This window comes from Undibacterium sp. Di27W (genome assembly GCF_049340345.1).
In the GTDB taxonomy this organism is placed as follows: Bacteria; Pseudomonadota; Gammaproteobacteria; order Burkholderiales; family Burkholderiaceae_D; genus Undibacterium.
The window spans coordinates 105,566-128,308 of the sequence record NZ_JBMPOS010000011.1 but is presented as its reverse complement, the minus strand read 5'-3'; the positions used below and the strand labels follow the sequence as shown (position 1 = coordinate 128,308).

Annotated in this window: 21 protein-coding genes; 20 read left to right on the top strand and 1 reads right to left on the bottom strand. The window is 47.6% G+C overall.

Annotated features, from left to right (window positions below):
• The first annotated feature begins 16 nt into the window (after window positions 1–16).
• The 14 genes from plsX to ACO0LF_RS21015 all read left to right on the top strand — a co-directional run bounded on the left by plsX (window position 17) and on the right by ACO0LF_RS21015 (window position 11,788).
• Window positions 17–1,111 carry a phosphate acyltransferase PlsX gene (gene plsX, locus ACO0LF_RS21080; protein WP_423017573.1) on the top strand — a complete coding sequence of 365 codons (1,095 nt, stop codon included), beginning with the start codon at window positions 17–19 and terminating at the stop codon, window positions 1,109–1,111.
• Window positions 1,108–2,094 (top strand): beta-ketoacyl-ACP synthase III, encoded by a 987-nt coding sequence (locus tag ACO0LF_RS21075; RefSeq protein WP_423017571.1) that lies wholly within the window; start codon window positions 1,108–1,110, stop codon window positions 2,092–2,094. The genes plsX and ACO0LF_RS21075 overlap by 4 nt, the downstream gene beginning before the upstream one ends.
• 53 nt (window positions 2,095–2,147) lie before the next feature.
• Window positions 2,148–3,089: an ACP S-malonyltransferase gene (gene fabD, locus ACO0LF_RS21070; protein WP_423017569.1), complete on the top strand. Its 942-nt coding sequence runs from the start codon at window positions 2,148–2,150 to the stop codon at window positions 3,087–3,089.
• Window positions 3,086–3,838 (top strand): 3-oxoacyl-ACP reductase FabG, encoded by a 753-nt coding sequence (fabG, locus tag ACO0LF_RS21065; protein WP_423017567.1) that lies wholly within the window; start codon window positions 3,086–3,088, stop codon window positions 3,836–3,838. Before fabD ends, fabG begins: the two co-directional genes overlap by 4 nt.
• 152 nt (window positions 3,839–3,990) lie before the next feature.
• A complete protein-coding gene (acpP, locus tag ACO0LF_RS21060) occupies window positions 3,991–4,230 on the top strand; it encodes an acyl carrier protein (RefSeq protein ID WP_110253556.1) in 240 nt (79 codons plus the stop codon).
• A 32-nt stretch (window positions 4,231–4,262) separates the two neighbouring features.
• Window positions 4,263–5,504: a beta-ketoacyl-ACP synthase II gene (fabF, locus tag ACO0LF_RS21055; RefSeq protein WP_423017566.1), complete on the top strand. Its 1,242-nt coding sequence runs from the start codon at window positions 4,263–4,265 to the stop codon at window positions 5,502–5,504.
• A gap of 60 nt (window positions 5,505–5,564) precedes the next feature.
• Window positions 5,565–6,017 carry a protein YgfX gene (locus ACO0LF_RS21050; protein WP_423017564.1) on the top strand — a complete coding sequence of 151 codons (453 nt, stop codon included), beginning with the start codon at window positions 5,565–5,567 and terminating at the stop codon, window positions 6,015–6,017.
• A 143-nt stretch (window positions 6,018–6,160) separates the two neighbouring features.
• Window positions 6,161–6,763, top strand: coding sequence for an RNA polymerase sigma factor RpoE (gene rpoE / locus ACO0LF_RS21045; RefSeq protein WP_423017562.1), 603 nt, complete (start codon window positions 6,161–6,163; stop codon window positions 6,761–6,763).
• A gap of 63 nt (window positions 6,764–6,826) precedes the next feature.
• Entirely contained in the window at window positions 6,827–7,495 is a 669-nt protein-coding gene (locus tag ACO0LF_RS21040; protein WP_423017560.1) for a sigma-E factor negative regulatory protein, read from the top strand.
• A 2-nt stretch (window positions 7,496–7,497) separates the two neighbouring features.
• Complete coding sequence (locus ACO0LF_RS21035) at window positions 7,498–8,514, top strand: MucB/RseB C-terminal domain-containing protein (RefSeq protein WP_423017558.1); 1,017 nt, start codon at window positions 7,498–7,500, stop codon at window positions 8,512–8,514.
• Between the two features lie 12 nt (window positions 8,515–8,526).
• Entirely contained in the window at window positions 8,527–10,008 is a 1,482-nt protein-coding gene (locus ACO0LF_RS21030; protein WP_423017556.1) for a DegQ family serine endoprotease, read from the top strand.
• 132 nt (window positions 10,009–10,140) lie between these two features.
• Window positions 10,141–10,395 carry a glutaredoxin family protein gene (locus tag ACO0LF_RS21025; protein ID WP_423017554.1) on the top strand — a complete coding sequence of 85 codons (255 nt, stop codon included), beginning with the start codon at window positions 10,141–10,143 and terminating at the stop codon, window positions 10,393–10,395.
• Window positions 10,388–10,993 carry a ribonuclease HII gene (rnhB, locus tag ACO0LF_RS21020; RefSeq protein WP_423017552.1) on the top strand — a complete coding sequence of 202 codons (606 nt, stop codon included), beginning with the start codon at window positions 10,388–10,390 and terminating at the stop codon, window positions 10,991–10,993. Before ACO0LF_RS21025 ends, rnhB begins: the two co-directional genes overlap by 8 nt.
• On the top strand, window positions 10,994–11,788 hold the full coding sequence (locus ACO0LF_RS21015; protein WP_423017550.1) for a TrmH family RNA methyltransferase: 795 nt from the start codon (window positions 10,994–10,996) through the stop codon (window positions 11,786–11,788).
• Here ACO0LF_RS21015 and ppsR read toward each other — a convergent pair.
• Window positions 11,785–12,633 carry a posphoenolpyruvate synthetase regulatory kinase/phosphorylase PpsR gene (gene ppsR / locus ACO0LF_RS21010; RefSeq protein ID WP_423017548.1) on the bottom strand — a complete coding sequence of 283 codons (849 nt, stop codon included), beginning with the start codon at window positions 12,631–12,633 and terminating at the stop codon, window positions 11,785–11,787. The genes ACO0LF_RS21015 and ppsR overlap by 4 nt on opposite strands.
• 232 nt (window positions 12,634–12,865) lie before the next feature.
• Between ppsR and ppsA the strand changes: the two genes are divergently transcribed.
• The 6 genes from ppsA (at window position 12,866) to ACO0LF_RS20980 (ending at window position 22,694) form a co-directional block, all read left to right on the top strand.
• Window positions 12,866–15,283, top strand: coding sequence for a phosphoenolpyruvate synthase (gene ppsA / locus ACO0LF_RS21005; RefSeq protein WP_423017546.1), 2,418 nt, complete (start codon window positions 12,866–12,868; stop codon window positions 15,281–15,283).
• A gap of 322 nt (window positions 15,284–15,605) precedes the next feature.
• Window positions 15,606–16,040 (top strand): NfeD family protein, encoded by a 435-nt coding sequence (locus ACO0LF_RS21000; RefSeq protein ID WP_423017544.1) that lies wholly within the window; start codon window positions 15,606–15,608, stop codon window positions 16,038–16,040.
• A 58-nt stretch (window positions 16,041–16,098) separates the two neighbouring features.
• A complete protein-coding gene (locus ACO0LF_RS20995) occupies window positions 16,099–17,049 on the top strand; it encodes an SPFH domain-containing protein (protein WP_423017542.1) in 951 nt (316 codons plus the stop codon).
• 134 nt (window positions 17,050–17,183) lie between these two features.
• Window positions 17,184–19,124: an SPFH domain-containing protein gene (locus tag ACO0LF_RS20990; protein ID WP_423017540.1), complete on the top strand. Its 1,941-nt coding sequence runs from the start codon at window positions 17,184–17,186 to the stop codon at window positions 19,122–19,124.
• Between the two features lie 87 nt (window positions 19,125–19,211).
• A complete protein-coding gene (locus ACO0LF_RS20985) occupies window positions 19,212–19,910 on the top strand; it encodes a DNA alkylation repair protein (RefSeq protein ID WP_423017538.1) in 699 nt (232 codons plus the stop codon).
• 111 nt (window positions 19,911–20,021) lie between these two features.
• Window positions 20,022–22,694: a polysaccharide deacetylase family protein gene (locus ACO0LF_RS20980; RefSeq protein WP_423017536.1), complete on the top strand. Its 2,673-nt coding sequence runs from the start codon at window positions 20,022–20,024 to the stop codon at window positions 22,692–22,694.
• The last annotated feature ends 49 nt before the right edge of the window (window positions 22,695–22,743 follow it).

Sequence of the window (22,743 nt, the reverse complement as noted above, 5' to 3'; positions counted from 1 at the left end):
AGTTTCGTATCACTACATGACAATTAAAATTTCTATAGACTGCATGGGCGGAGATCATGGCCCGGCAGTTACAGTGGCAGCAGCTGTTGCTTTTGCCAATCGCGAACCTGATGTCGAATTTCTCCTGGTGGGCTCTGAATCTATCATTCAAGCCGAGCTGAAGAAACTGCATGCCGGTGCGCATGCACGTTTGAAAATTATTAATGCCACAGAAGTGGTGGAGATGGATGACCCGATAGAAGTTGCCTTGCGTCGCAAGAAAGACTCCTCCATGCGTGTCGCCATTAGTCAGGTGAAAGAGGGTACTGCCCAAGCCTGTGTTTCTGCCGGCAATACTGGTGCGCTAATGGCTGTGTCGCGCTATGTGCTCAAAACCATGCAGGGCGTCGACCGTCCTGCGATCTGCAGTATCTTGCCAAATCAAAAAAATCTTCCTACTTACATGCTGGACTTGGGCGCGAACGTGGATTGCGAGCCCCTGCATCTGCATCAGTTTGCCATCATGGGTTCTGCCTTGGTTTCCGCATTGGAAGGTAAGGATAAGCCAAGTATAGGTTTATTGAATGTAGGTGAAGAAGATATCAAGGGTAATGACGTCGTCAAAAAAACGGCGCAATTGCTGCGTGCCGATCATGAGCGTGGTTTGCTGAATTTTTATGGTAATGTTGAAGGTAATGATATCTTTGAAGGCACGACCGATATCGTTGTCTGTGATGGCTTTGTCGGCAATGTCACCCTGAAAGCAGCTGAGGGTATGGGACGTTTTGTAAAAACCACCCTGACTGCCGCCTTCAAGAGCAATCCCCTGAATATTCTAGGCGCCATCTTGGCACGCGGTGCCTTGAAATCCATCTCGCGCACCATGAATCCATCCAACTACAATGGCGGCAGTTTATTGGGCTTGCGTGGTCTGGTATTTAAAAGTCACGGTAGCGCAGATAAGTATAGTTACGAGTGGGCAATACAGCGTGCATTCGATGCCGCTAAAAATGATGTATTGTCACGCATTGCGACTTCAATGGCAAAATTGATGCCGATGGCAGATGCTGAGGCAGTTGCCGAAATAGTCGCTCCAGACAACAATGAAACCTTGGTACAGAAAAGCGCATGACTTTCTATAGCAAAATTATCGGTACGGGCAGTTACCTGCCACCCAAAAAAGTAAGTAATCAGGAATTAACGGATCAACTGGCCGCGAAGGGCATAGAAACTTCGGATGAGTGGATATTTTCCCGTAGCGGGATTTCCTTCCGTCACTATGCCGAACCCAATGTTGCAACCAGTGATATGGCGGTGGAAGCAGCAAAGCGTGCATTGGATGCCGCTAGAATGCAGGGCAATGACATTGACCTGATCGTGCTGGCAACCTCAACCCCCGATTTTCTCGGTGGTTTCCCCAGTACTGCCTGCGTAGTGCAAAACAAACTGGGTATCACCAATGGTGCAGCAGCGGTTGATGTGCAGGCGGTGTGCAGTGGCTTCATGTATGCCATGTCTATCGCTGACAGCATGATCAAGGCAGGCAATCATAAAAACGTATTGGTCATCGGTGCGGAAGTATTTTCCCGGATTTTGAATTTTGAAGACCGCACAACTTGCGTCCTGTTTGGTGATGGCGCTGGTGCGATTGTGATGTCTCGTTCGGAAGAGCCCGGTGTACTGGCTACTAAACTGCATGCAGATGGCAGCTACGCCAATATTTTATGTGTTCCGGGCAATGTCCAGAGTGGCGTCGTTGAGGGTAGCGCATTTTTGTATATGGATGGCCAGGCCGTATTTAAGCTGGCGGTCAATTTGCTGGAAAAGGTCGCCAACGAGGCGCTGGAAATCGCTGGCCTGACGACAGATCAAATCGATTGGCTGATACCGCACCAGGCAAACATACGCATCATGCAAAGCACGGCAAAAAAAATGCGCATGCCCATGGACAGGGTTGTTGTCACGGTTGATCAGCATGGCAATACATCCGCTGCCTCGATACCGCTGGCACTGGACCTGGCTGTGCGTGATGGTCGGGTCAAACCTGGCCATACAGTGATGCTGGAAGGCGTGGGTGGTGGCTTTACCTGGGGTGCGGCCATCGTCAAGATGTAAGTAGTTCGGCAAAAAAGAATGAAACAATCAATAATAAACATTTGAGATAAGAAATGACGCAATTTGCATTTGTATTCCCAGGGCAGGGTTCGCAAGCGATAGGCATGTTGAATGGCTTTGCCGATAATCCTGTTGTGCAGCAAACCATTGTTGAAGCATCCGATGCGCTGCAACTGGATCTGGGCAAGATGATTAATGAGGGCCCAAAAGAAGCCTTGGATCTGACCACGAATACCCAGCCTGTCATGCTGACAGCGGCTGTCGCCTGTTATCGCGCCTGGATTGCTGCAGGTGGCGCAGCACCCAAGCTGGTGGCTGGTCACAGTCTGGGCGAGTATTCCGCCCTGGTCGCTGCTGGTGTCATCGCGTTTAAGGATGCTGTGCCTATGGTGCGCTTCCGTGCGCAAGCCATGCAAGATGCCGTGCCTGTGGGGCAGGGTGGCATGGCTGCAATTTTAGGTTTGTCGGATGAAGATGTGCAGGTGGCTTGTGTTGAGGCAATGGCAGCTGTGCCAGGGGAAGTCGTTGAGGCCGTGAATTTCAATGCGCCCGCGCAAGTTGTTATTGCGGGTAGTAAGGCTGCTGTGGACCGTGCTTGCGAAATCGCCAAAGCCAAGGGTGCCAAGCGCGCTTTGCCCTTAGCTGTTTCTGCACCTTTTCATTCATCCTTGCTCAAACCTGCATCAGACAAATTGCGCGAATATCTGGCAGGCATTCCATTTTCTGCGCCGGCAATTCCATTAATCAATAATGTTGATGTTGCAGTTGTAAATGATGTCGCTGCCATTAAGGATGCATTGGTCAGGCAAGCTGCCAGTCCGGTGCGCTGGGTAGAAACCATCAATAAGATGCATGCCGATGGCATTACGCATGTCATTGAATGCGGCCCAGGCAAGGTCTTGACCGGTCTGACCAAGCGCATTCAGGCTGAATTGACAGGCGACACTGTATTTGATCAGGCAAGTTTGGAAAAAGTATTGGAACTCTTGAAATGACACAACAATTAGAGAATCAGGTGGCACTGGTCACTGGCGCATCTCGCGGTATAGGCAAGGCAATTGCTATTGGCCTGGCTAAGGCTGGTGCTAAAGTCATCGGTACTGCAACGACAGAATCTGGTGCGGCGGCGATCACTGCTTATCTGGAAGAGCTGGCTCCAGGCTCAGGCAAAGGCGTTGCTTTCAATGTCAATGACTTGGAGCGTACTGCCAGTTTGGTAGATGAAATCCAGAAGGAATTTGGCAGCTTGTCCATCCTTGTCAATAACGCCGGTATTACCCAAGACCAACTGGCCATGCGTATGAAAGAAGAGGAGTGGGATAGCGTTATCTCTACCAACCTGACTTCCGTTGCCCGTTTGTCGCGCGCTGTATTGCGAGGCATGATGAAGGCCAAACATGGACGCATCATCAATATTACTTCTGTAGTCGGCTCATCTGGCAATCCGGGGCAAATGAACTATGCTGCTGCAAAAGCAGGCGTGGCCGGTATGAGCCGCGCACTGGCCAGGGAAATTGGTAGCCGCAATATTACGGTTAACTGTGTTGCGCCGGGTTTTATCGATACAGATATGACCAGAGCCTTGAATGATGAGCAAAAAGCAGCCATTTTGCAGCAAATTCCACTTGCCAAACTTGGCAGACCAGAAGATATTGCTGCTGCAACCGTGTTTTTAGCGTCACCTGATGCGGGATATATTACAGGTACTACCCTTCATGTAAATGGTGGCATGTATCTGGCGTAATTCATGTTCTTGATTTTTGTCAGTAACTTCGGTGAAAATGACGGGAGTTATTGCTGAAATTCAGAGGCTTGCTTTTTTTGCCCGCAAACCTGCTAAAATGCGCGCACCTTTTGTAGGCCCTTATTTTTTTGATTTTTTCACTGGAGACACACATGTCCGATATCGAACAACGCGTTAAGAAAATCGTCGCTGAACAACTGGGCGTCGCTGAAGCTGACATCAAAATCGAATCTTCTTTTGTAGATGATTTGGGTGCAGACTCTTTGGACACAGTTGAACTGGTGATGGCACTCGAAGACGAATTCGAAATGGAAATCCCTGACGAACAAGCTGAGAAAATCACTACTGTTCAACAAGCGATTGACTACGCTAAAGCCCATCTGAAGGCTTAATAGTCGAATTTTTTCAAATCCAGGAGAAGCGCTTGAGTCGTTCGCTTAAACGTCGAGTCGTTGTAACCGGGCTGGGTTGTGTTTCGCCAGTCGGCAATACTGTTGCAGATGCCTGGAGTGCCATCACTTCAGGTAAATCCGGAATTGCAACGATTACCAAATTTGATGCAACTCCTTTCACCACGCATTTTGCAGGTGAGGTGAAAGGCTTCAATGTCGAGGATTATATTCCGGCAAAAGAAGCGCGCAATATGGACACCTTTATCCACTACGGCATTGCCGCAGGGATGCAGGCGTTTCAGGACTGCGGTATCACTGTCACTGAAGAAAATGCCGAGCGCATAGGTGTCATCGTCGGGTCGGGTATTGGTGGCTTGCCATTGATAGAAGAAACCAAGGAAACCCTGATAGCACGTGGTCCACGTCGCATTAGTCCTTTCTTTGTTCCTGCCTCGATTATCAATATGATCTCAGGCAATCTGTCGATCAAGTACGGTCTGAAAGGACCTAATCTTGCGATAGTAACTGCATGTACTACCGGCCTCCATTGCATAGGCTCCGCTGCTCGTATGATTGAGTATGGGGATGCTGATGTCATGATTGCCGGCGGTGCCGAATCAACGATTTCTCCTTTGGGTCTGGGTGGCTTTGCTTCAGCAAGGGCACTCTCTACCAGAAATGATGATCCTGCAACCGCCTCACGCCCCTGGGATAAAGACCGTGATGGTTTTGTCCTGGGTGAAGGTGCAGGTGTCATGGTGCTGGAAGAATATGAACATGCCAAAGCGCGTGGCGCCAAAATTTATGCTGAAGTCATCGGCTTTGGCATGAGTGGTGATGCTTATCACATCACTACACCTACCATGGATGGTCCGCGTCGCAGTATGATCAATGCCATGAAAGATGCTGAGATTAATCCTGAGCAAGTCAGTTATCTGAATGCACATGGTACCTCTACATCAATCGGTGATCAGAACGAAACGGATGCAATCAAGGCTACTTTTGCTGACCACGCATATAAAATGACCATCAATTCGACCAAGTCGATGACAGGGCATTTGCTGGGCGGTGCTGGCGGTCTTGAGTCTTTGTTTACAGTTCTTGCCCTGCATAACCAGGTTTCACCACCTACCATGAATATCTTTAATCAGGATCCGGCATGTGATCTCGATTATTGTGCGAATGTTGCACGTGATATGCGCATGGATTATGCAGTGAAAAATTCCTTCGGCTTTGGCGGAACGAATGGCACGCTGATATTTGCAAAAGTCTGATTTTTCTAAATTAGTCTTGGCACTTCATTTCAATCGAAATGAAGTGCCATTTTTTTTGCCATGACGATAGCCCTGCATATTGTTACCCGTGCCTCGCGCCTGCTGTTACTGGCAGGCTTTTGCATGCTGCTACTGGTGCATCTCAGTGTTCTGTTATTACTGAGGCTAGGTACGGATTCCCTTATGTTGATTGGGATTGTTTTCGCTTGTTCATTTTTCAGCACTTTCTACTTGAGTTTCAAATATTGGCAATATATTCAGCAAAGCCAGCAGCTAAGTATTTCTGCAACTGGTGAAATGATCTTGTGCCTGGAAAGTCAGAAAGAGGAGCAGTTAACGGGACTGAGTGTGCATTTAAGTCACAAAAGTCGTATTTGGCCATACTTTTTATCACTATTTCTAGTCGATGAGCTTGGCAAGGAACATAAGTTGCTTATACTGCCAGATTCATTGAGCCCTGCTGCATTTCGCTCATTGAGGGTTAGTCTGATATGGATTAGCCAACATGGGTAAGCTTGAAATGAAATGTTACTTCTTCCCAGGAACTTTTAGGAAACATGCGGACTCTGACACTATATAAATCGCGTATGTTGACGGTAATAACATGCATTTGGGATGAGCTTTGCTGCCCCCCTTGCAAACTTAGGAATGAATGAGTGACGACAGAACGCGAAATTGATCAGCTATTGGTTGAGCGCGTCCAGCGTGGTGACAAAAAAGCATTCGAGCTTCTGGTTTCCAAATATCAAAGGAAACTGATGCGGCTCGTGTCCCGGCTCGTCTATGACCATGCTGAGGCGGAAGATGTAGTACAGGAAGCGTTTATCAAGGCATATAGAGCTTTGCCCAATTTTCGTGGTGAGTCTGCTTTTTACACTTGGCTATACAGGATAGGGGTCAATACTGCTAAAAATCACCTGGTAACACAAGGACGAAGAGCTCCTACGTCGACGGATGCCGATGTGGATGAAGCCGAATCTTTTGTGGATGCAGAAGGACTTCGGGATATCAATACGCCTGAATCTCTGCTGGCCAGCAAACAAATAGCGGAAACAGTCAATTCAGCCATGTCGACTTTGCCGGAAGAATTGCGAAATGCAATTACCCTGCGCGAAATTGAAGGCTTGAGCTACGATGAAATCGCAGAAGTCATGTTATGCCCAATAGGGACGGTGAGAAGCAGAATATTCAGGGCACGCGAAGCAATAGCAGAGAAATTGCGACCCTTGTTGGGTACCACATTGGAACAACGCTGGTAAGCAGCGATACCTGGCAAAAATGCAGTACAAACGAATTCAAAATAGTGGTAAAAGGTGAAAATTATGAACAAAAGCACAAATCAACATGAGAGCATTTCCGCCATGGCAGATGGCGAAATGAGCGATGCTCAACTGGATTCCTTGCTTGCGAGCTTGAATGAAGCAGAAAGCAAGGATGCATGGGAAATTTACCACCAGATCGGTGACGTGCTTCGTTCGGAAGAGTTGGCGGTTACTTTTAGCGCAGATTTCTCTCGACGTTTTTCTGAAAAGCTTGATGCTGAACCAGTCATTCTCGCACCTGCTGCAATGCAAAAGAAGAGCGATACTGGAACACAGCGCAAGCAAAAGTTTTTGGGTGCATATGCCGCTGTTGCCAGCATGGCTGCTGCCGCTGCGTTTGCTTTTATCATGCTGCCACAATTGCAGCCTTTCCAGACTAACCCTGATGCTGCGACACAAATCAGTAGCAAAGCCGCGAGTGCAGGCAATGTACAGTTGGCTAATCATACTGAAAGTGCTGGCATGAATACTTTGGCTGTGAATGCACCAGGCAATCCAGCTGTTCAGAGTTCACAAAGCAATGACAAAAAGCCTGCAGAAATCGATATGCTGCGCGACCCAAGGATAGATAGTTATTTGATGGCACATCAGCGCTTTTCTCCTGCTATTAATAACGGAGCACAATACGTTACCCACGCTAACGCTGTTTCATCTGCTTCGGAAAAATAAATATGATGTGCGTATGGCGTTTTAATATCGCATTGGCCGGATCTGCCTGCCTGTTGGGCTTGCTATCAACAGCAATGGCACAAGATACGATAGATGATAAGCGTGAGGTGCATAGTGTATTGCGTAAAATGCAAGCGTCTGCCCAAAAGTTGAATTATTCAGGCACCTTTGTTTATCAGCAAGCCAGCCAGATCAGGACTTCCAGAATTACCCATGTTCTTGATGGAGTTAATGAGCTGGAAAAACTGGAAATTCTAGATGGGCAACCCAGAGAGTATTTACGAAAAAACGAAGAGGTCACCTGCTATCTGCCAGAAAGCAAGACCTTGCAGGTGGAAAAAAATGCCACGCAAGAAGTATTTCCCGCCTTGCTGACCTCGAATGCTCAATCCCTTCCCGAGTCTTATGCAATAAAAAAGGCTGAGCTTGGTCGCGTTGCTGGCATTGATTGCCAGACGTATTTACTGGATCCGCGTGATGGTTATCGCTATGGTTATCGTCTGTGCGTAGAAAAAAATTCTGGCTTATTGTTGCGTGCACAAACCGTCAATACCAAAAATGAAGTCATAGAGCAAATCGCTTTTACCCAATTGACTATTGGGGACGTAGATAAACAGAGAGTAAAACCAACTTTTCAAAATACTGCACAATGGCAGGTTGAAAATTTGACGGTGCAATCCAATATTCATTCTGGTTGGATTGTGAAATCCTTGCCTGCCGGGTTCAAAAAAATCCGTGAAATGAAACGCCTGATCCCTGCTGCTGGTAATGCGAAAAACAGTGACGGTACAGCGATCAAATCACATCAGGTCATACAAATGATTTTTTCTGATGGTTTGGCAGCAATTTCCGTATTTATTGAACCAGATAGCGAAAACCGTACCGAAGGTAGTTTGCAGCAAGGGGCCATGACCATTATGGGCAAGCGCCATGCTGAGTACTGGTTGACAGTGGTAGGTGAGGTACCCGCCAGCGCAATCCGGCAAGTAATGAACTCAATTGAATTTAAATCTAAATAAGCGAGTGACATCATGAGAGCAAATAAACTTTTTCCAATTGAAAAAATTGCTTCTACCCTGGTCTTGAGTGCCTGCGTAGGTTTTATTGCGCCAGCGGCGATCAATGCCAATCCTGTGGCTGAGGCCGCGTCTACGGTAGGCTTGCCTGATTTTACGGAATTGGTTGAGAAATCCGGGCCTGCCGTCGTCAATATCAGGACGACAGAGAAGGTTCAATTAAATCAAAACGGCAGTAGCGCTGAAGATGAGCAGATGCAGGAGTTTTTCCGCCGCTTCTTTGGTACTCCTATGCCCGTACCTAAGCAGCAGCCTACACCTAAGGGCCGTAAAACTCCGCAGCAGCAAGAGGAAGAAGTGCCGCGCGGTGTAGGTTCTGGCTTCATCATTTCTCAGGATGGCTTTATATTGACGAATGCCCATGTAGTTGATGGCGCATCCGAAGTCTATGTCAAGCTGACAGACAAGCGTGAATTCAAGGCAAAAGTGGTTGGCGCAGATCGTCGCACCGATGTTGCTGTCTTGAAAATAGATGGGGCAAAATTGCCTCGCGTCACTATTGGTGATTCTGACAAAATCAAGGCTGGTGAATGGGTGATCGCCATTGGCTCTCCATTTGATCTCGACAATACGGTTACGGCAGGCATTATCTCTGCCAAAGCGCGTGATACGGGCGATTATCTGCCATTGATACAAACAGATGTGGCAGTGAACCCTGGTAACTCTGGTGGTCCGCTGATCAATATGCGTGGCGAAGTGATCGGTGTGAATTCGCAAATTTATAGTCGCTCTGGTGGCTATATGGGTATCTCATTTGCCATCCCGATAGATGAAGCCATGCGTGTCGTCGAGCAGTTGAAGTCTGCCGGTAAAGTGGTGCGTGGCTACCTGGGTGTAGAGCGCATCGACGTGCCTAAAGAGGTGGCAGAAGGTTTGGGCCTGACAAAAGCGCAGGGGGCATTGATACAGCGCGTCATGCCAGGTTCACCTGCAGAAAAAGCGGGCATTGAAGTTGGTGATGTGATTCAAAAAGTGAATGGTACAGTCATAGAAAAGGCTGTTGATTTGAATCGTATTGTTGGCGATATCAAACCTGGCGGCAAGGCAACTGTAACCGTATGGCGCAAAGGCGGTGCCAAGGATATCGTGATTACGGTGGCAGAAGCCGATGCAGAAAAAACACCGGTAAAAACAGGTAAACAAAAAGCCGAACCTGCGACCAATGTGTTTGGCTTGTCCATCAGTGATCTTACTGAGGCACAAAAACGTGACGCCCATGTCACTGGTGGCGTGATACTTGAAAATGCTGAGGGTGGTGCGGCCAGAGCAGGCTTGCAAGCTGGTGACATCATCACACGCGTCTTTAACACAGATGTCAAGGATGCCAAGGAATTTGCAGCAGCCATGGCAAAAATTGATCAGAAGAAACCAGTTTTGTTATTGGTCAAGCGTGGCGATGTGTCCAAATTTGTGGCAGTTCGCCCGACAAATCAATAAACATCTCAAGTAGTGCCAAGGCCACCTGTTTTTCAGGTGGCCTTTTTTATTTTGTAGGCCCGATGGGAGCGACTTATAATGCAGGCATAGGGATTACGTACATGATGTCCACGCCCCATTACTTTAGGCAAAATGATGATTCAATTTACACTTTATTCACGCAGTTATTGTCATCTCTGCGATGATATGCTGGAACAACTCCAGGCCTATAGCCCTGAATACGGTTTTACCGTCAAGGTATCTGATGTTGATCAGGATGACGAATTGCTGGCGCTCTATGACGAGCTGGTGCCAGTACTGGTTGGCCAGAAAGCAGGTCAAAACCAGCAAAGAATCTGTCATTACTACCTTGATCCTGCAGCATTGAAAGCTTTCTTCCATGCATGATCTGATACCTGGCCTACCTTTGTTTGATTATGAAAATGAAGTGATTTGTGGTGTCGATGAAGCTGGCAGGGGCCCACTGGCAGGCCCTGTCATGGCTGCTGCAGTAATCCTTGACCCAAATCGCCCGATAGCTGGCTTGCGAGACTCAAAAAAACTCAGCGAAGCAAAACGTGAATTGCTGGCTGTGGAAATCAAGGAGCATGCCCTGGCCTGGTGCATCGCAGAATGTTCTGAACAGGAAATTGATGAGCTCAATATCCTGCAAGCCACCATGCTGGCCATGCGTCGCGCGGTCGAGGGTTTGTCTGTCCAGCCTACATTGGCATTGATAGATGGTAATCGTTGCCCGGTCATGTCCATCGCCTCGGAAGCCATTGTCAAGGGGGATGACAAGGTGGCAGCAATATCGGCTGCCTCCATACTCGCTAAAACTGCACGTGACCATGTCTTGATGCAGTTACATGAAACCTATCCACAATATGCACTGGATCAGCATAAGGGTTACCCAACAGCCTTGCATCTGGAACGCTTGCGTGAGCATGGCGTATCACCGATACACAGAAAATCTTATGCGCCTGTGAAAGCCTTGCTTAAATAAATGAAATCGATTACCTCCCGCGATAATCCTCTTTACAAGGAAATCAAGCTTCTTGCCACCAGTTCTCAAGCCAGGCGCAAGGCTGGGCGTACCTTGCTCGATGGTGTGCACCTTTGCGTAGCATATTCCCAGCATTTTGGTGCACCTGAGTATTGCATCGTCGCTGAGAGCAGCCTGCATCATCCAGAAGTGGCGGATGTCTTGGCGCATAGTGAGCAGCAGGGCACACCAGGCATCACTTTGCCAGATGCCTTGTATAACGCATTGAGCCAGGTCGAGCATGGGGTTGGCTTGATGTTTGTGGTCTCTACACCAGCTCCAGATTTTCCTGCGGCTTTATCAAGCTCTTCAGTAGTCCTCGACAATTTGCAAGACCCTGGCAATCTGGGCTCCATTTTGCGCAGTGCAGCAGCGGCTGGCATTAAAAATGTATTTTGCAGCTCTGGCACAGCCTTCGCCTGGGCGCCCAAAGTCATGCGAGCAGGCATGGGTGCGCACTTCTTGTTGAATATTTTTGAAAATGTCGATTTAGCTGAATTGTTGAGCAAGACCACCATACCGGTACTAGCTACCAGTTCGCACACCAAGCAAACCATCTATCAAACAGATTTGAATCAGGAAGTTGTCTGGTTATTTGGTCATGAAGGGCAGGGGGTCGCACCTGAATTGATGGCGATGGCCAGCAATACAGTAACCATACCGCAGCAAGCTGCCATAGAGTCATTGAATGTCGCTGCCAGTGCTGCCATCTGCTTCTTTGAGCAGGTGCGGCAGCGGTTGGCTTGCAAGGTTTAATAAATCCTGACGTCGGATTTAATCTCCTGCAAAATCGTCGTTGATATTTCTTCAATTGATTTGGCTGTCGATGAAAGCCAGCGTATGCCTTCACGCTTCATCATTAACTCTGCCTCGTTGACTTCGTAACGGCAGTTTTCCAGGGATGCATATTTGCTGCCTGGACGACGTTCGTTACGAATTTCTGACAGACGTTCTGGTGCAATGCTGAGGCCAAAAATCTTTCCCTTAAATTCGGGCAATGCTGAAGGTAGCTTGCCGCGTTCAAAATCATCGGGTATCAAAGGGTAGTTTGCCGCCTTGATACCATATTGCATCGCCAGATACAGGGTGGTAGGAGTTTTGCCAGAACGGGAAACGCCTACCAATATCACATCTGCCGCCGATAAATTTTTATTGGATTGCCCATCGTCATGGGCCAGCGAGAAATTGATGGCTTCTATCCTGTTTTTATATTCCTCAGAATCGGTGATGTTATGGCTACGCCCTATGGTATGGGTGGACTTCACGCCCAGCTCTTGCTCCAGTGGTGACACAAAGGTTTGTATCAAATCCATGTGCAGGCCCTTGGATTTGAAGACAACGCCTGCCAGGTCAGTTTTGACCAGGGTAGAGAATACGATGGGGCGACTGCCTTCTGCTGTATAGGCATCGTTGATCTTGCGCACAGCGTCGTGGGCTTTTTCCAGGGTGTCAATAAATGGCAGGCGAATTTGCTTGAATTTGAGGTCAAATTGCGTCAATACCGAATGTCCAAAGGTTTCTGCAGTAATACCTGTGCCGTCTGATACGAAAAAGACGGTACGGTTAGCTGCTGGCCTGGCTTGCTGGGGGGTATCTGACATGATAGTTTTATATAAATAAGTACATTAGACTGGTCGAAATATATTTACAGTCTCTGCTACAAAAAAGACTGCAAATTCTCATTTCGTTTAGATAAATCTTGCAGGACACAATGTAAAATGCTGCAACAGCATGTCATACGTGGCTCGCCTCAAGAATAACAAAAAGCCAGCGGGATACGAAGCAACACGGCATTAAACAGCAAAGATTTCTTACCATCAAAAAGAGGTTGTTATGTCCAACGCAGCAATTACTGAAGCAACTTATGTTGCCTCGTTTGAGCATTTACGCATGACGGATGTTGAATCCGTCGGCGGGAAAAATGCTTCTTTAGGCGAAATGATCAGCCAGCTGGCCACAGCTGGTGTTCGCGTTCCAGGTGGTTTTGCCACCACAGCCCAGGCTTTCCGCGATTTTCTGACACATAGTGTGGATGGCGGCTTGCCTCTGGAAAAACGCATTGCCGATCGGCTTGAGCACCTGAATATAGACGACGTCAAGGAATTGGCAAAAGCGGGTGCAGAAATACGTCAATGGATCATAGACACACCTTTCCAGCCACGTTTGCTGACAGAGATAGAAGAGTTCTACAACAAGCTGGTGTCAGACTCGACAGCGGAAATGTCATTTGCGGTGCGTTCTTCTGCTACTGCAGAAGATTTGCCTGACGCCTCTTTCGCAGGTCAGCAAGAAACTTTCTTAAATGTTGTCGGAATTGACAATATTCTGGAGGCAATGAAACACGTATTTGCCTCACTATATAACGACAGGGCGATTTCTTACCGTGTCCACAAAGGTTTTACGCATGCCGAGGTCGCTTTGTCTGCCGGTGTGCAGCGTATGGTGCGCTCAGACCTGGGTGCTGCCGGTGTCATGTTTACCATAGATACCGAATCCGGTTTCAAGGATGTGGTTTTTATTACCTCCAGTTATGGCCTGGGTGAAACGGTAGTGCAGGGTGCAGTCAATCCTGACGAATTCTATGTCCACAAACCTATGCTGGAGCAAGGCAAATTGCCTGTCATTCGCCGCAATATAGGCTCCAAACTCATCAAGATGGAATTTACCGGCGAAGCCAAGGCCGGTCGCTCGGTAAAAACTGTGGATGTACCCGTGGAATTGCGCAATCGTTATTCGCTGAATGATACAGAAGTAGTAGAGCTGGCCAAGTATGCGACCATCATCGAGAAGCATTATGGCCGTCCTATGGATATAGAATGGGGCAAAGATGGTCGCGACGGCAAGTTGTACATCCTGCAGGCACGTCCAGAGACTGTCAAATCCCAGCAAAAAGCCACTGACGCGCAACAGCGCTTCAAACTCAAAGGCAGTGGTACCGTACTGGTATCTGGCCGTGCAATAGGTCAGAAGATAGGCGCAGGCCGCGTACGCGTCATTCATGACCCATCCGAGATGGAAAGAGTGCAGCCAGGCGACGTACTGGTAGCTGACATGACCGACCCTAACTGGGAACCCGTCATGAAGCGTGCTGCGGCCATCGTTACCAATCGTGGCGGTCGTACCTGCCATGCTGCGATCATCGCGCGTGAATTGGGCGTGCCCGCTGTAGTCGGTTGTGAAGATGCCACTGATGTGCTGAAAGATGGCACTCTGGTCACAGTGTCTTGCGCTGAAGGTGACGAAGGCAAGATTTACGACGGCTTGCTCGAAACGGAGATCACTGAAGAGTTGCGTGGTGAATTGCCCAAGCTGCCTTTGAAGATCATGCTCAATGTCGGCAATCCTCAACTGGCATTTGACTTCCAGTCCGTACCGAACGAAGGTGTGGGTCTGGCACGTCTGGAATTCATCATCAACAATAATATAGGCGTACATCCAAAAGCAATTTTGGAATATCCGAACATTGATGCTGACTTGAAGAAAGCGGTTGAATCCGTTGCCCGTGGACATGCTTCCCCAAGAGCGTTTTATGTCGATAAATTGGCAGAAGGTATTGCGACTATCGCTGCTGCATTCTGGCCCAAGAAAGTCATCGTGCGCTTGTCTGACTTCAAATCGAATGAATACAAGAAACTCATAGGCGGCTCACGCTACGAGCCGGATGAAGAAAATCCTATGCTAGGCTTTCGTGGTGCTGCGCGTTATCTGGCCCCTGATTTTGCCGAGTCATTCGAAATGGAATGCCAGGCCATGAAGCGCGTACGCAATGAAATGGGTCTGAGCAATGTGGAAATCATGGTGCCTTTCGTGCGCACTCTGGGACAGGCTGAGAAAGTCGTGAATCTGCTGGCAAAAAATGGCCTCAAGCGCGGTGAAAATGGCTTGCGCCTGATCATGATGTGCGAAGTACCATCGAATGCAATTCTGGCAGAAGAGTTCTTGCAATTCTTTGACGGTTTCTCTATCGGCTCCAATGACTTGACACAGTTGACCCTGGGCCTGGATCGCGATTCCGGTATGGAATTGCTGGCTGCTGATTTTGATGAGCGCGATCCTGCTGTACGCGCTTTACTGTCACGCGCCATCGCTGCCTGTCGCAAGCTTGATAAATATGTCGGTATCTGTGGCCAGGGGCCTTCTGATCATCCAGACTTTGCTGAATGGCTGATGAAAGAAGGGATAGAGTCTATTTCCCTGAACCCGGATTCAGTCATTGATACATGGCAGAAACTGGCAGCAGTTGGAAAATAAATAGTCTGCTCTTGAAGTGAGAAAACGGGAATTCCTTGCAAAAGGGTTCCCGTTTTTCTTGTTGGTGCGCCGCAACATAAATCGAATGCGACCCCTTGTATTTTTTTAAATTAGGACTAGACTACCGGTGTCGAAACTTAAGAAAAAGAAAATCAATACTTCAACAAAATTCCTGGAAAAGCCCTCGTTACCGGCATCGGTAACGAGGGCTTTTTTGTGGGTAAATTTCTACGGCGATTACCGATGAAAAATATAAGCCTGTCGTAGAAAATGTCTATGTAGCAGTATCAATAAGTATAAAACTGATAAGGAGAACAATAATATGAATGCGTGGATGATGTGGATGATTTTGGCAGGTGTGGTCGTGATATTTGAGTTGTTTACTGGCACTTTTTATTTGCTGATGATTTCCATTGGCTTAGTAGCGGGTGCTTTGGCTGCCATTTTTCAACTGGGATCAGCAAGCCAAATGATCGTTGCAGCTGTTGTTGGTGCTGTTGCGACACTGGCCTTGCACAAGAGTAAATATGGCTGGAAAGAAAACGCAAATGCAGCACGTGATCCGAATGTGAATATGGATATAGGGCAGACTCTGCAAGTCAATGAATGGAAAGACATAGGAAATGGCAAATATGCGGCAAGAACCATGTACCGTGGAGCCATGTGGGATGTGGAATTACAGCACTCGGCAGGCTATCCCGGTGCTTATATCATTGAAGAAATACAAGGTAGTCGTTTGATCGTAAAACCGTCGTAGTAGTGCAAATAATAATTGAAATATATAAGACAATCTAAATAACAATAAAGGTAAGGATATGGAAAATATAGGTGGCGTCGCTCTGGTTTTATTAGTGTTGGCTATGGTATTCGTTTTCAAGACCATCAATGTCGTACCACAACAGCATGCCTGGGTAGTGGAACGTCTGGGTAAATATCATGCCACGCTGGGGCCAGGCTTAAATATCGTGGTGCCTTTTGTTGATCGCATCGCTTATAAACACATATTGAAAGAAATCCCGCTGGATGTTCCGCCGCAGGTTTGTATCACCAGGGACAATACGCAATTGCAAGTAGATGGTATTTTGTATTTCCAGATTACCGATGCCATGCGCGCCTCATATGGTTCTTCAAACTATATTGCGGCGATAACACAACTGGCACAAACCACCTTGCGTTCTGTCATCGGCAAAATGGAACTTGACAAGACGTTTGAAGAGCGCGATCACATCAACACCACCATCGTGAATGCGATTGACGAGTCTGCAGCCAACTGGGGTGTCAAGGTCTTGCGTTATGAGATCAAGGATCTGACACCACCTAAAGAAATCTTGCATGCGATGCAGGCACAGATAACTGCTGAACGTGAAAAGCGTGCCCTGATCGCTGCATCTGAAGGTCGCAAGCAAGAGCAAATCAATATCGCGACTGGTGAACGCGAAGCATCGATTGCCAAATCTGAAGGTGAAAAACAGGCATCGATCAACCGTGCGCAAGGTCAGGCTGCAGCGATATTGGCGATTGCTGAAGCAAGTGCTGAGGCTCTCCGTAAAACTGCCGCGGCGATACAGTCACCAGGCGGTGCAGATGCTGTTAATTTGAAAGTGGCCGAACAATATGTGAATGCGTTCAGCAACCTGGCTAAAACCAATAACTCCATTATCGTCCCGGCCAATCTCGGCGATATGAGTGGCCTGATCGCAACTGCCATGCAAGTAGTCAAATCTCAAAAACCTACCGTTATCGAGTCGCCACGACGACCCGTCTAGTCAGTTGAGGAGTGTGACAGACTCCTCATCAACACCCCATATAAACACCATCCAGCTGTAGTGCTGGCATCCACAAGATGCCAGTAGCGCTGCTGCATTTCCGAATAATCGGATATTTTTAAAAGAGGCTAAATATGTTTGAAATTATTTTGGCAGTCATCATTGCTGTCATTATCCTATTGTTGTATAGCAGTAATGTCTTGGTTTATATCTCGAATGAGAAAATCGGTATCGTAGAAAAGAAATGGTCAGGCAGTGGTTCTGTCCAGCATGGTTTTATTGCCCTGAATGGTGAAGCAGGTTTTCAGCCTGAAGTCTTGCGCGGTGGTTTTCATATGTTTTTCCCATTCCAATACGCCATCCACAGACATGATTTGGTGACAATACAGCAGGGTACCCTGGCCTATGTATTTGCCCGTGACGGCCAAGCCATGTCGCCCACACAAAATCTGGCTTGTAATAAGGCTGCAAATGACTTTACCGATGTCCGCGGCTTTCTCACCAATGCTGGTCAAAAAGGTCTGCAGCGCAAAATTTTGCGTGAAGGTACTTATGCCATCAATCTGGCACAATTTGTCGTGCTGACTGCTGACCGTGTCTATGCATTACCCTTGCCTGGTGATGGCAATGTCAGCAATGATGGCGTAGTAGTTGGACAACTGGCAGAAATGTTGAATGAACTGCGTTTGCGCAATGGTTTCCTGCCCTTGGTGATACGGGATGACAAACTGGCGGTGATTACTACACATGAAGGGCAATCCCTGCCAGAAGGCACGATCGTTGCGCCCGTCGTTGGTGCCGATCCGCATGTGAGTAGCAGTTATCATCACGACTTCCAAAATCCGGAAGTATTTATTGAAGCGGGTGGCTACAAGGGCCGTCAGTTGCAAGTCCTGGTCGAAGGTACTTATTATCTGAACGCACGTTTCGCCAGCTACGAAATAGTGGAGAAACGTGTAGTGCCAGTTGGTTATGTTGGCGTAGTGGTCTCTTATACCGGCAAGGCTGGCAATGATGTGACAGGTGACGCTTATCGCCATGGTGAACTGGTCAGCAGTGATGAAAAAGGTGTGCAGGTAACACCACTTTTGCCTGGCAAATATGCGCTTAATCCTTATGCCAAACGTGTCATCGATGTGCCTACCACCAACTTCATTTTGAAATGGCAATCTGGCCAGGTCGGTTCGCATGAACTGGACAAACACTTGAGCGAAGTATCGCTGATCACAAAAGATGCATTCGAGCCCGATCTGCCTTTGTCGGTCGTCGTCAATATTGACTATAAGATGGCGCCGCTAGTGATACAGCGATTTGGCGATATCCAAAAACTGGTAGAACAAACCCTGGACCCCATGGTGGCTGCCTATTTCAAAAACATAGGGCAGGGCAAGACCTTGATTGAATTGCTGCAAGAACGCTCAGATATACAAGAGCGCGCCAAAGCAGAAATGCGCAAGAATTTTGAAGGTTATAACCTGACCCTGAATGAAGTCCTGATCGGCACACCGCGTGCCAAGAATGGCGATACCCAGATAGAAGTCATCCTCAAGCAATTGCGTGAACGTCAGGTATCAAGAGAGCAGCTGGAAACCTATAAAACCAAGGAAACTGCCGCCGTGCAAGAGCGTATTTTGCGCGAGGCAGAAGCCAAGGCAAAACAGCAAACGGCAATTACTGAATCAGAATTGGCAGTCAAAATTGCAGAGAACCAGGGTAGTGCAGCAGTGCAAAAAGCCATCAAGGCAGCCGAAGAGGCGCGCCAGGTCGCTTCTGGTGCTGCCGATGCAAAACGTACACTGGCCAATGCCGAGGCTTATCAAATCCAGCAGATAGGTGAAGCGCAAGCGAAAGCAACCGAGTTGAATGTAGAAGCCTATGGCGGCCCTGAGCTGCAATTCCAGCAAACTGTGCTGCTGCGATTTGCAGAAGCCATAGAAAAAGGCCATATCGCCATGGTACCCAGCATACAGACAGGTGGTAGTGGCAGCAGTTCTGCAGTAGACGCTTTTCTCGCGCTGGCAGCCAAAGATTTATTGAATAAGGGTAATCAATCAGTGGTCGTGAATTCCAATTAAAATCTGTTATTGAAGCATGCATCAGTTTTTCAGGGTTTACCCTGAAAAACTGATTTTTTAATTGCATGCTTAAACATAGGGGCAACGATGGATATCAGCAAAGTAATCATCAATTTTCAAGACCTCTTGTCACGAATTGCAGATCCCGGACGCGCCATCGCCATGCGCGCCTATATGAAAAATCATTTTGAATTTTTGGGTATTTCCGCACCAGAAAGACGCAAAGCTAGCGCTGCAGGCATCAAGGATTTAAAGACAGCAACTGCCACACAATTACTGGAAATTGCCAGAGCCCTGTGGGAATGCTCGGAGCGTGAGTATCAATATCTGGCCATTGATATTTTGGCCAAACACTGGCGTCGCTTGGGGGCTGAAGATTTGCCTGCACTATTAGAGCTCGTGCAGCAAAAATCCTGGTGGGATAGCGTCGATGGATTGGCTGGCGTCATCGGCGATGTGCTGCGGAAAAATGTAGAAGAGGGCAGGCAGATACAAGTCAGTATGGATGAGGCTCTACAGCATGAAGATTTTTGGGTAAAGCGTATCGCCATACTGCACCAACTGGGCTGGCGTGAACAAACAGATGTGGACAGGCTGTTTAACTATGCTCTTGCGTTAGCGGATGAAAAAGAGTTTTTCATCCGTAAGGCCATAGGCTGGGCCTTGCGTGACTATGCCTGGCATGATCCGGCTGCTATTCGTGCTTTTCTGCATCAGAATAAAGATAAATTCTCTGGGCTGACTCTGCGCGAGGCGGCTAAAAACCTGGATAAACTTGGGAATTAGTTACAAAAAATACGCAATTATTACTTAAGTAGTTTGCTTGAGCAACCATGCCATACGGCATTTGCAATATGATATCGGCTTATTTTTACTCCGCTGTTTGCATTATTCCTGATGAAACCTCAAAAAATTATTTTGTTTGCCCTTGCGGTAGTTGGCTTGGTTATTGGCTCGTATTTCGTATTACAAAAGATAAATCAAACGCCAGGCAGTCAAGCTGGTAGTGCACAGATAGAACAAAAAGAGGCATTTGACCCCGCCAGGTTGCCTGAGGACTTGAATAGCTTACTGGTGGCTTATCGCAAAATCATCATCTTGTTAGCCGATGAAAAAAAACTCAATGCCAAGGAACGCAATGAAGCAAACCGTGTAGGCCAGGCTTTATTTCATGAAAATCTGGTCAGACTCAATGAGCTGGATACTTATTTCAGTAAATTGAAGTCACTGCATAATGCCCAGCGTGAAGCCAGTTTCGACACCATATTGACTTATATAGAATCTGGCGAAGATTTGTATGATGCTGATCGCCTTGCCTTTAGTGAAGTTTTGCTCAAGATGCAAAAACTGATCGCCAGTGAGCAGACTTTGCCATCCATAAAATTGCATAAGCGCATAAGCGAAGACTTGAATGCCTTAAGCGAGATAGAAAAGGAATATGACAAAGAACTCAAAGAAATTTTCTCCCGCTTTGAATCACGTTCCATAGAGCTTAAGCGTGAGCGCTGGGATGACTATATTAGCAAACTGCGCAAGCTATATAACCGTGAACAAATCCTCAAGGACTACGGCATTATCCTGCCTTACCCAGAAAAGCCAGGGCCAGCGGATGAAAAAGACAAAGAGATTTTCGGCCAGGGCTTGCCTCCCAAAACCGTGGTCCTGACTTTCGACGATGGTCCGCATGCCACCTATACCGATGAAATTGCGGCGATACTCAAACAATACAATGTACCCGGCGTATTCTTCCAGGTTGGCAAGAACGTTGGCAGTATTGATGCACAAGGTAAGGAGTTGCTGAATAAGAATGCAGAAACCAGCAAAAAACTGTTGAGTGCAGGCCATGTGTTGGCCAATCACAGCTTCAGCCATGCTTTGTTGTCCAAGCAAAGTGGTAATAACTTGAATGCGGAAATCGAGCAGACAGATAAACTGTTGAAAGCCATAGACCCGGCGCGCTCATCCCTTTTCCGTTTCCCTTATGGTGCCAAGAACAAAGAAGGTATGCAAATCCTGAACAAGCTGGGCTTGCGTTCTGTCATTTGGAATATAGATTCCCTGGATTGGGCCGATCCTGTGCCAAATTCCATTGCTGGTCGTGTATTGGGTACTCTGGAAAAAGAGCAACGTGGCATCATTCTCTTCCATGATATTCACGAGCGCACGGTCAAGGCCTTGCCTCTGGTATTGGATAAATTGATTGCAGATGGCTATAGTTTTGCCTCCTGGGATGGCACAGACTTCAAGATTGCCAAAGGTGGCAAGCCTACGCCAGAAAAAGTCAGTATCACTACGGACTATCAAAACAGCTGGGCTATCGTGATTGGTATCAATGATTATGCGAAATGGCCCAAGCTGCAATATGCAGTGCAGGATGCCAATGCAATTCGCGATACCTTGATCAATCACATGGGCTTTGCTGGCGATAAGGTATTGACATTGACCAATGCAGATGCGACCCGGAATAATATCCTTGCCTTATTCCATGACAAACTGGGACATGGGCAACTGAAGAAAGACGACAGAGTCTTTGTCTTCTTCGCCGGTCATGGCGCTACCAGGAAACTGAGTTCTGGCCGTAGCCTGGGTTACATCATTCCCGTCGACTCTGATCCCGAGCAATTATCGGTAGATGCGATACCCATGACGGATTTACAGAATATTGCCGAGAGCCTCAATGCCAAGCACATCCTGTTTGTCATGGATGCCTGTTATAGCGGTCTCGGCTTGACGCGTGGTGGTGGCACCAGCGCATTCTTGCGTGAAAATGGCAAGCGCATAGGGCGTCAAATGTTGACCGCTGGTGGTGCCGACCAACTGGTGGCTGATGGTGGCCCGAATGGCCATTCGGTCTTTACCTGGACTTTGCTGCAAGCCTTGAGTGGTAAGGCCGACATGAATGGCGACGGCATGATTACAGCAACAGAGTTGGCAGCTTATATAGCACCAGCAGTATCGAGCGTGTCGCAGCAAACACCGGCATTTGGTAGCTTGCCAGGTTCTGAGGGAGGCGAATTTGTGTTCGAAATACGCGGCGAAGGGGAATTCCTCAGTGCAAAAAGCAATCAATTATCTGCCGATGCCATTGCGCTCAATAACAAACTGGATGGTGCAGTCGTCAAGGCAGGTAGTGACACGCCCATCGTTATCAAAAATCTGACTGGCGGAGAACAAAAAATTGCTGCGCCAAAATTAGTCGATGGCTCATCGCGTCAATTGGCGCAAAGAGCTAATGATCATGGGCTGCAACTCTACAAAGAAAAACAATATGCACAAGCCGAAGCAGCATTTACCGAGGCTTTGAAATATCGCCCTGACTTTGGCCTGGCAGCAAATAACCTGGGCTTTGTTTACTTCAAGCAGCAAAAATATGCCGAGGCAGCCCGCTGGTTTGAAAATACCTTGCAGATAGATCCATCCAGGGCGATTGCCTACTTGAATCTGGGTGATGCCAGGGCACTTTTGCACGAGAATGAAAAAGCGCAAAAAGCCTACACCAGTTTTCTGGAACTTTCACCGAATAGTCCGAATGCCAGCTATGTTAAGGATGCGCTAAAGAAATTGAATTAGATCTTCCCAAACTCTCTTACCTCCAGAGAAGTGCCAAGGTTTTACCAGC